This window comes from Arthrobacter sp. P1_D12 (assembly GCF_056406175.1).
Genome location: NZ_JBFUAR010000033.1, coordinates 39410 through 45409, shown reverse-complemented (window position 1 = coordinate 45409; position 6000 = coordinate 39410). Strand labels below are relative to the sequence as shown.

Sequence of the window (6000 nt, the reverse complement as noted above, 5' to 3'; positions counted from 1 at the left end):
CCGACACCCTCCGCGCCGCCGCGGACCCGAGGGGCCGCGGGCAGCTCATGGCCGACGCGCTGGTCGAACGCACCACCGGAACCCCGGGCGGGATCAGCGGCGTCGAGATCCAGCTCGTCATCACCGACCGCACCCTGTTCCAGGGCAACGCCGAACCGGCCGTGCTGCCCGGCTACGGCATCATCCCCGCCGGCTGGGCCCGCACCCTCATCAACCCGTCGCCGGGCGGTAGCACCGGCAGTCCCCGTGGACCGGGTGGCGCCGCCGGGAGCGGCGACAACCCCGCGTTCAACCTCTGGCTCCGCCGCCTCTACACCCACCCCGGCACCGGCGAGCTCGTGGGGATGGACTCCCGCGCCCGGCTCTTCCCGCCCGGGCACCGCCGCTTCATCCAAACCAGAGACGACACGTGCCGCACCCCCTACTGCGACGCCCCCATCCGTCATCTGGACCACATCGTCCCCCACCACACCGGCGGCCCGACCACTACGGACAACGCCGCCGGCCTCTGCGAAGCCTGCAACCACACCAAAGAAACCCCCGGATGGAGAGCACGCCCCGCACCCGGGCCCCGCCACACCCTCGAACTCACCACCCCCACCGGCCACACCTACAACTCCACCGCGCCACCGTTGCCCGGAACTCCGCTCCGGCCATCAGCCACAGATCTGCCGGGCTCCCGCCACCGGCGCCAGCTCCGGCACCAAGCCAAAAGGCTCAGGCGCGAAAAGCCCAAAGTGGCAGCCGCAGCCTAGGAACCATTGACTGCCCCGGGAGGAACTGGAGGAGCTCTGGGCAGCCCGCGCGGGCCGTCCGGTGCTCGTGCTGGCCCTCAGTGGGAAGCCGCGTCCTCGCCGTACGGTTCCGGTCCGGTGGCAACATCGTTCGCGGGACCGTGGCACCACTCCGAAAAGGACCCCGGATAGAGGGCAGCGGAAAAGCCGGCAACCTCTAGGGCGGCGATTTCATGGGCCGCCGTCACTCCGGATCCGCAGTACACGGCAGTGGGGACGCCGTCCCGGTAACCGAGCCGTTCGAAGCGCTCCCGCAGCTCCGCCGGGGCCAGGAAGCGCCCGTCAGCGCGCAGGTTCCCGGTGGTGGGGGCACTGACGGCCCCGGGAATATGGCCGGCGCGGGGATCCACGGGTTCGATTTCTCCGCGGTACCGCTCCCCCGCCCGGGCGTCCAACAGCAGTCCCCGGCGGCCCCAACTGGCGGCTTGTCCGGCGTCGATCGCGGGCATGGCGCCGTCGGACAGGGTGACGGTTCCGGGTGCCGGCTGTTCGGGTCCGGCCGCCAGCTCGAACCCCGCAGCCCGCCACGCGGCCAGGCCGCCGTCGAGCAGGTACACAGAACTGAAGCCGGCGTTGCGCAGCATCCACCACAGCCGGGCCGCAGCCATGTTGCCGCTGTCGTCGTACGCTACGACCGCATCGCCGTCGTTGATGCCCCAGCGGCGCGCAGACTCCTGGAACTGCTCCGACGGCGGCAACGGATGCCTGCCGCGCGCCGGTTCCGCCGGTCCGGCAAGTTCAGTGGCGAGATCCACGAAGACGGCCCCGGGGATGTGTCCGCGCAGGTAGTGATCGTGACCGTGGGGATCTCCCAGCGCCCAGCGAACGTCGAGGAGTACTGTGCGCTGGCCGGCTGCGCCGGCGCCGTCCATCCGGTCCTTGAGGGCGGCAGCATCGAGAATGGTGTCCATTTCCCCACTCTATCTTTGGCGTCCCGCCGCCCCCGGTAGGCTGTAGCGGTGAACACCGCGCATCTGCAGGACCGGGCCTGGGCCGACGAGGCCGTCCGCCGGATCAACGCCGAAAACAACCGCTCAGCCGACACCCACCTGTATTCGGTGCCGCTCCCGGAGCACTGGGGCGTGCAGCTGTACCTGAAGGACGAATCCACCCACCGCACCGGCAGCCTCAAGCACCGGCTGGCCCGGTCCCTGTTCCTCTTCGGCCTTGTCAACGGCTGGATCCGGGAAGGCACCACTATCGTGGAGGCATCCAGCGGCAGCACCGCCGTCTCCGAAGCCTATTTTGCGCAGCTGCTGGGACTGCCCTTTATCGCCGTGATGACCCGGACCACCAGCCGCGAGAAAATCGCCCTGATCGAACAGTTCGGCGGCTCCTGCCATCTGGTGGACCACGCATCCGAGGTCTACGAGGCCGCCGCGGATCTGGCCGGCAGCACAGGCGGGCACTACATGGACCAATTCACGTACGCCGAACGGGCCACGGACTGGCGCGGGAACAACAACATCGCCGAATCGATCTTCGGCCAGCTGGCGCTGGAGGAGCACCCGGTCCCCCGCTGGGTTGTGGTCGGGGCCGGCACCGGCGGGACCAGCGCCACGATTGGCCGGTACCTGCGCTACCACCGCTACGAGACGGCCCTCGCCGTCGTCGACCCGGAAAATTCCGCGTTCTATCCGGGCTGGCGGAACAGCCGGCCCGACGGCGGGACAGCTGCCGTACCCGCGGCGGGATTGCCCTCCCGCATCGAGGGCATCGGCCGGCCGCGGATGGAGCCGAGTTTTGTGCCCGCCGTGATCGACCACATGATCCAGGTTCCCGACGCCGCGTCGGTGGCGGCCATGCGGCATCTGAGGGACCACGCCGGTCTGCACGCGGGTCCGTCCACCGGGACCAACCTCTGGGGCGCGTGGCAGCTTATCGCCGGGATGATCGCGGAGGGCCGCCGGGGCAGTGTTGTGACCCTGATGTGCGACGCCGGGGACCGCTATGCCGGGAATTACTACAACCCGGAGTGGCTGGAGGCCCACGGCCTGGATCCCGAACCCCATGAGGCCGTGCTGCGCGAGTTCTTCCGGACCGGCGCCTGGCCGGCCTAAACCAGCCCGCCAGCCCGCCGCCAGCACGCCGGCCTCAGCCCGCCAAGGCGCCCCCGGAGGCTAAACCTCCGCTGTATCGCCGCTGGAGAGGTGCCGGTACTCGGTGCCGTACTTGGCGCCGATCCGGGTCACGTGCCCCTCCACCAGGCCGCGGCCCAGCTCGTTCAGGAGCGCGTCGTGGATCGGGAAGGCCTGCGGTGCGCGCACACCGATGACAAAATCCACCACTTCGCCCACCTTGTTCCACGGAGCGTGGATGGGTACGAGCAGCGTCTTGACGTCGACGCCGTCGGGGATCGCGAAGGAGTCCCCAGGATGGTAGACATTGCCATCGACGAGGTAGCCGACGTTGGCCACCACGGGGATCTGCGGATGGATGAGGGCGTGCTGGCCGCCAAATGTCCTGATGGCGAAGCCCGACGTTTCAAATTCCTCGCCCGCGCCCGCCGCATGGATGCGGCTCGCGGCGTCGGGCGCCTTGCCGCGGAGCGTCGCGGCCACGGTCTCCGGGGCGAAAAGCTCAAGGGTGGTGTTCGACTGCAACGCCGCGGCGACGGCGTCGACGTCCACATGGTCCGCGTGCTCGTGGGTAATGAGCACAGCATGTGCTCCGGCCAGGGCCTGGTCCGTCTCCGAAAAGGTGCCCGGGTCAAACACCAGCACCCGGCCATCCTGTTCGAGGCGGACACAGGCGTGAGTAAATTTGGTCAGCTTCATCCGGCCAGCCTAGGCACCAGCCGTCACAGTGTCCACGGAGCGGTGCTGGCAATCCTGGGCGCTGGTAATCTTGGACATTGCCACCCTTAGCGAGTCCCACCCGCGAATTCTTTTGACGAAGCGAGTTCCACGATGTCCCAAGGCGCTACCACCGGCAGCAGCCGGACTCCGGCCTCGGCACCCGTGCAGGGTAAAGAACAGCGCGTCACCAAGCAGCGCCTCGCCGTCAGTGCCGCCTTGGACGATCTTGCGGACTTCGTCAGCACCCAGGAACTGCACCGCATCCTCCAGGAGCGCGGCACCGCGGTGTCCCTCGCGACCTCTTACCGGATCCTGCAGTCCCTCGCCGACGACGGGCTGGTGGATGTCCTGCGCAACGCCGACGGCGAAGCGGTGTACCGGCGCTGCGCCGTCACCGGGCACCACCATCACCTGCTGTGCCGGAACTGCGGCAAGGCCGTGGAAGTGGAAGCACCGGCGGTCGAGGCCTGGGCCGCGCGGATCGCGAATGAGCACGGCTTCACCGCGGTGGAGCACACCGTGGAAATCTTCGGCCTGTGCCCCGAATGCACAGCCAGTCAGCCCGGCCAGTAGCCGGAGCTGCTGAAATTCCCCACCTTTGACCTCGTGACCCAGGAAATCACCGGCGGGGCGCAGGGACCCGCCGGCGGCCGGCGGCAAACCTGGGGAAATTCCGCCGCAGTGGCGAGCGTTTAAGCCACGGCTCCCGCGCTCCGCACCACCCGGCCGTTGAGTCCCCGCCTGGCCCGTGCGCCACCGATCATCCGGCAGGCCACGTAGATCAGGAAGGACAACGTGGTCACATAGGGGCTGATCGGCAGCCGGCCGCCGAGGGCCAGCAGGATGCCTCCGACGGTCGCCGTCATCGCAAAGACGATGCTCAGCGTGACCACCAGCCGGGGCGAGGACGTGACGCGCATGGCGGCGGCCGCGGGCGTGATCAGCAGGGCCAGCACCAGCAGCGCGCCCACAATCTGGATGGACAGCGCCACGCTGATCCCCAGCAGCACCATGAAACCAAGGGCGAGGGCCCGCACCGGCACGCCGCGGGCGGTGGCGACGTCGGGGTCGACACTGGCAAAGGTCAACGGCCGCCAGATGGCGGCCAGCGCCAGCATCACCACGACGGCGGCGACCGCCAGGACCTGCAGCTGGACGGTCCCGACCGACACGATCTGACCGGTGAGCAGGCCGAACTTGTTGGCCGCCCGGCCCTCGTACAGGGACAGGAAGAGGATGCCCAGGCCAAGCCCGAAGGGCATGATGACGCCGATGATCGAGTTCTTGTCCCGTGCGCGGACCCCCATGACGCCGAGCACCAGGGCTGCCAGCACGGATCCCGCCAGCGAGCCGAGGATGATGTCGGCGCCGATCATCAGTGCGAACGCCGCGCCGGCAAAGGAGAGCTCCGAGATTCCGTGGACGGCGAAGGCGAGGTCGCGTTTCATCACGAAGGTGCCCATGATTCCGCCGAGCAGCCCGAGGACGGCGCCGGCCCAGATGGAGTTCTGCACCAGGACCAGCAGCTCGCCGTAGTTTTCGAAGTTGAAGATTGAGTGCAGCAGGTCGCCCAGATCCATTTAGCCCACCTCGCCCGCGACTGAGTGCGCGTCCAGATGGTGGTGCGTCGCGGCATCCGGCAGCCCGACGACGATCAGCCGGCCGTTGGCCTGGATGACTTCAACACGGCTGTCATACAAATCGGAGAGCACCTCGGTGGTCATGACCTCCGCGGGTGTGCCCACCCGGAACTTTCCGCCGGCCAGGTACAGGACCCGGTCCACGTAGTCCATGATCGGGTTGATCTCGTGGGTCACGAACACCACGGCGCTATCCGCGTCGCGGCATTGCCTGTTGATCAGCGCGCTGACGCCCTGCTGGTGCTGAAGGTCAAGGGAGAGCAGCGGCTCGTCGCACAGCAGCACCTTGGGATCGGTCGCGAGGGCCTGCGCCACGCGCAGGCGCTGCTGCTCACCGCCGGAAAGCTGCCCCACCGGCACCTTGGCGTAATCGGTGGCGCCCACAAGCTCCAGGAGTTCATCGACTTTGCGGTTCACCTTGGCGCCGCCGAGGCGGATGCCCCAGCGGTGGCCGTCGACGCCGAGGGCCACGAGGTCGCGGGCGCGCAGGGGCGTATCGGGGTCGAATGATTTCTGCTGGGGCACGTAGCCGATCCGGCGGCTTCCCCGCTCAACGGGGTGGCCGTCGAGCACGGCCGTTCCCGTGCTCAGTTCCTGCAGTCCCAGCAGGACCTTCAGGAAGGTGGTCTTGCCGCTGCCGTTGGGCCCGAGCACGGCAAAGAATTCCCCCGGGTTGATGTCCAGGTCCAGGCCCTCCCAGAGAGTCCGTTGGCCGAACGCCAGGGAGGCGCCGCGCAGGCTCACTACCGGTGTCAAAAGGGGTTTCCT

General features: G+C 68.7%; 7 protein-coding genes. 3 read left to right on the top strand and 4 right to left on the bottom strand.

Annotated features, from left to right (window positions below):
- Positions 1-755, top strand: a 755-nt coding sequence (locus AC1DZV_RS20425; RefSeq protein ID WP_476954462.1) for an HNH endonuclease, incomplete at its 5' end; no start/stop codon positions are given.
- A gap of 77 nt (positions 756-832) precedes the next feature.
- On the opposite strand, the gene AC1DZV_RS20420 is transcribed toward AC1DZV_RS20425, so the two are convergent.
- A complete protein-coding gene (locus tag AC1DZV_RS20420) occupies positions 833-1705 on the bottom strand; it encodes a sulfurtransferase (RefSeq protein WP_476954461.1) in 873 nt (290 codons plus the stop codon).
- Between the two features lie 48 nt (positions 1706-1753).
- On the opposite strand from AC1DZV_RS20420, the gene cds1 reads away from it, so the two are divergent.
- Positions 1754-2854 carry an L-cysteine desulfhydrase Cds1 gene (gene cds1, locus AC1DZV_RS20415; protein WP_476954460.1) on the top strand — a complete coding sequence of 367 codons (1101 nt, stop codon included), beginning with the start codon at positions 1754-1756 and terminating at the stop codon, positions 2852-2854.
- A gap of 60 nt (positions 2855-2914) precedes the next feature.
- On the opposite strand, the gene AC1DZV_RS20410 is transcribed toward cds1, so the two are convergent.
- On the bottom strand, positions 2915-3571 hold the full coding sequence (locus tag AC1DZV_RS20410) for an MBL fold metallo-hydrolase (RefSeq protein WP_243181235.1): 657 nt from the start codon (positions 3569-3571) through the stop codon (positions 2915-2917).
- Positions 3572-3703: 132 nt separating this feature from the next.
- Between AC1DZV_RS20410 and AC1DZV_RS20405 the strand changes: the two genes are divergently transcribed.
- Positions 3704-4165, top strand: a complete 462-nt coding sequence (locus AC1DZV_RS20405) for a Fur family transcriptional regulator (protein ID WP_223916071.1) — start codon at positions 3704-3706, stop codon at positions 4163-4165.
- Positions 4166-4284: 119 nt separating this feature from the next.
- Here AC1DZV_RS20405 and AC1DZV_RS20400 read toward each other — a convergent pair whose 3' ends face one another.
- Positions 4285-5172 carry a metal ABC transporter permease gene (locus AC1DZV_RS20400; protein WP_476951035.1) on the bottom strand — a complete coding sequence of 296 codons (888 nt, stop codon included), beginning with the start codon at positions 5170-5172 and terminating at the stop codon, positions 4285-4287.
- Positions 5173-5988, bottom strand: a complete 816-nt coding sequence (locus AC1DZV_RS20395; protein WP_223916075.1) for a metal ABC transporter ATP-binding protein — start codon at positions 5986-5988, stop codon at positions 5173-5175. It abuts the gene before it with no gap.
- Positions 5989-6000 lie beyond the last annotated feature (12 nt).

Excerpts from the sequence above, each read along its gene's own strand:
- AC1DZV_RS20420 (WP_476954461.1), bottom strand. The coding sequence starts at position 1,705 with ATGGACACCATTCTCGATGCTGCCGCCCTCAAGGACCGGATGGACGGC.
- AC1DZV_RS20410 (WP_243181235.1), bottom strand. The coding sequence starts at position 3,571 with ATGAAGCTGACCAAATTTACTCACGCCTGTGTCCGCCTCGAACAGGAT.
- AC1DZV_RS20405 (WP_223916071.1), top strand. The coding sequence starts at position 3,704 with ATGTCCCAAGGCGCTACCACCGGCAGCAGCCGGACTCCGGCCTCGGCA.
- AC1DZV_RS20400 (WP_476951035.1), bottom strand. The coding sequence starts at position 5,172 with ATGGATCTGGGCGACCTGCTGCACTCAATCTTCAACTTCGAAAACTAC.